The sequence below is a fragment of the Paraconexibacter sp. genome (assembly GCF_041602235.1).
Classification (GTDB): Bacteria; Actinomycetota; Thermoleophilia; order Solirubrobacterales; family Solirubrobacteraceae; genus Paraconexibacter.
In genome coordinates, this window is sequence record NZ_JBFIGP010000388.1 from 1 (window position 1) to 2,824 (window position 2,824).

The following is a 2,824-nucleotide window of genomic DNA, read 5'->3' on the forward strand; positions in this document are numbered from 1 at the left end:
CTCCCGGGGCCGAGGCCGGCAGCGCGACCGTCGTGTCCAGCGGGACGCCGTCCCAGCTGGCGACGAGCCCCTCGCAGAGGCGGACCCCGTCGCTGTCGCGGCAGTCCGTCAGGCCGAGCGGAGCGGCGGCGTGGGCGGTCGGCGCGGCCCCGGTCGCGACGATGACGGCCAGCAGCGCCGCTCCCAGGTACCCACGCATACCTCAGACCCTATCCGCGCGTCGGACCGCGCGCGCTCGACGGCCGCGCCCGTTGCGTGGTTGTGTCGTTTCGCATTAGGGTCTGGCGGTGTTCCCCCGACCCACACCGAGGCGGTAGGTCGTGCCGCACCCCAACCGCGTCACCCCGTTCGGGACGCTAGAGCCCGTGCCGGTGCGCGGGACCATGATGGGGAACCGCGGGTGCCTGGTCGACGCCGACGGCCGACTGCACCGGCGATGGCAGGGGGAACGCTGGATCATCTGCGTGCTGGAGTTCGCGGGCCGGGTCCATCACCCCCTGATGAGCCCCCGGCACTACACCCACCTCTTCTTCCTCGACGAGGCCACGGCCTGTGCGGCCGGGCATCGGCCGTGCTTCGAGTGCCGCCGGCCGGCCGCGCGCGCGTTCGTCGACGCGTGGTGGTCGGCACGGCCCGGTCGCGACGGCTCGCTCCGCGAGCTGGACACCCGGCTGCATCGGGAGCGCACCGCCCTGGCGAGCCCGCCGGTGGACTGCGGCGAGTTGCCCGACGGCGTGATGGTCGCGCGGGACGGTCGCGCATGGCTGGTGCGCGGCGACGCGCTGCTGCCCTGGTCGCACGAGGGGTACGGCGAGCCGGTCTCGCGCCAGGAGGGACCCGTGGCGGTCCTCACCCCACCATCCACGGTCGCCGCCATGCGTCAGGGCTGGCAGCCCGAGCTGCACCCGTCCGCGGGCTGACGCACCCACCGGCGAGTGCGCCGGGCGGGGTGGCCGCCGAGCACCCGGGCACCGTCGACGGCTAGCGTGCTCGCCATGCATGACCTGCCCGTGCATGAGGCGCTCCTGATGCTCGAGACCGACCGCGACACCGGGCTGGACGACCGGGTGGCCCGGGCCCGGCTGGAGCAGTTCGGTCCCAACGAGCTCGCGCGCATGCGCCGTCGCGGTCCCGTGCAGCGCATGGCCGCGCAGTTCATGCATCCCCTGGTGTACGTCCTGCTGGTGGCTGCCGCCGTGTCCGCTGCGGTCGGCCACGGCGTCGACGCCAGCGTGATCGTCGGCGTCGTGCTCGTCAACGCGATCATCGGCTTCGTCCAGGAGGCGCGATCGGAGCAGGCGCTCGCCGCGCTCGAGGCGATGGTCACCGGAGAGGCCCGCGTCCGCCGGAACGGCCGGGTGCGGGCCGTCCCCGTCCCGGAGATCGTCCCGGGGGACGTGCTGCTGCTCGCCGCCGGGGACGCCGTCGCCGCCGACACCCGTCTCATCGACGTGGCCGACGTCCAGATCGACGAGTCGGCGTTGACCGGCGAGTCGCAGATGGTCTCGAAGCACGAGCTGGTGCTCGAGCCGGACACCGCGATCGGCGATCAGATCAACATGGCGTTCGCCGGCACGCTGGTCACGCGCGGCAGCGCCACGGGCGTCGTCGTCGCCACCGGGGGGAACACCGAGCTCGGGCTCATCCACCGCCTGACCGGCTCCACGGCGGAGACGGTCACCCCGCTGACCGCGAAGATCGCCCAGTTCAGCCGGGTGCTGACGGTCGTGATCCTCGGACTCGCGGTGAGCGCCTTCCTGATCGGGCTCGCCCGCGGTGACGATCCCGCCGACCTCCTCGTGGCCGCGGTCGCGCTGGCGGTCGGAGCGATCCCCGAGGGCCTGCCCGCCGCGATGACGATCACGCTGGCGATCGGTGTCGGGCGCATGGCCCGGGTCAACGCCATCGTGCGTCGGCTCCCCGCCGTCGAGACGCTCGGCAGCACCACCGTGATCTGCTCGGACAAGACGGGGACGCTGACCGAGAACCAGATGACCGTGGCAGCGGTGCTCGCGGGCGGTGAGCAGTTCACCGTGAGCGGGGCGGGCTACGCACCCGAGGGGACCCTCGAGCCCGCATCGCCGCACAACCGCGCGCTCCAGGAGGTGCTCCTGGCCGGCGTGCTCTGCAACGACGCCGAGCTGCACCGCGACGGCGGGCACTGGACCGTCGTCGGCGACCCGACCGAAGGGGCCCTGATCACGGCGGCCGAGAAGGGCGGGATCCGGCGGTCCGACGCGACGCAGCAACTGCCGCGGCTGGACGAGATCCCCTTCCGCTCCGAGCTCCAGTACATGGCCACGCTGCACGAGGACGGCGCGGACGGGCCGGTCGTCTACGTGAAGGGCGCGGTCGAGCGGGTTCTCGACCAGTGCTCCACGGCCCTGGAGAGCAACGGAAGCGTGATCCCGCTGGACCGCGACGCGATCCACGACGCGGCGGTGGACCTCGCCCACGGCGCGTTGCGCGTGCTCGCGTTCGCGCGCACGACCCTCGATCCGGGGACGCGAACGCTCGAGGAGGGCTTCGAGCCGCGCGGGCTGACCTTCCTCGGGCTGCAGGGCATGATCGATCCGCCGCGGGCGGAGGCGATCACCGCGGTCGCCGCCTGCCGGCGGGCGGGCATCGCGGTGAAGATGATCACCGGCGACCACGCCCGCACGGCGCACGCGATCGCGGAGAGGGTGGGGATCAGCGAGCGGTCGTCGGGCGACGGGGATCCGCACGTGGTCACCGGTCGCATGATCGCCACGAGCAGCGACGAGCAGCTCCGTGAGCTGGTGCGCAGCGCCTCGGTGTTCGCCCGCGTGTCGCCCGAGCAGAA

Annotated in this window: 3 protein-coding genes; 2 read left to right on the forward strand and 1 reads right to left on the reverse strand. The window is 73.4% G+C overall.

Features of this window, described 5'->3' with window-relative positions:
* A partial coding sequence (locus ABYE80_RS19360) for a hypothetical protein (protein ID WP_372791945.1) occupies positions 1–199 on the reverse strand: 199 nt, incomplete at its 3' end.
* Between the two features lie 166 nt (positions 200–365).
* On the opposite strand from ABYE80_RS19360, the gene ABYE80_RS19365 reads away from it, so the two are divergent.
* Both ABYE80_RS19365 and ABYE80_RS19370 read left to right on the forward strand, forming a co-directional pair.
* Positions 366–920, forward strand: a complete 555-nt coding sequence (locus ABYE80_RS19365) for a hypothetical protein (RefSeq protein WP_372791946.1) — start codon at positions 366–368, stop codon at positions 918–920.
* A 75-nt stretch (positions 921–995) separates the two neighbouring features.
* A partial coding sequence (locus tag ABYE80_RS19370; protein ID WP_372791947.1) for a cation-translocating P-type ATPase occupies positions 996–2,824 on the forward strand: 1,829 nt, incomplete at its 3' end.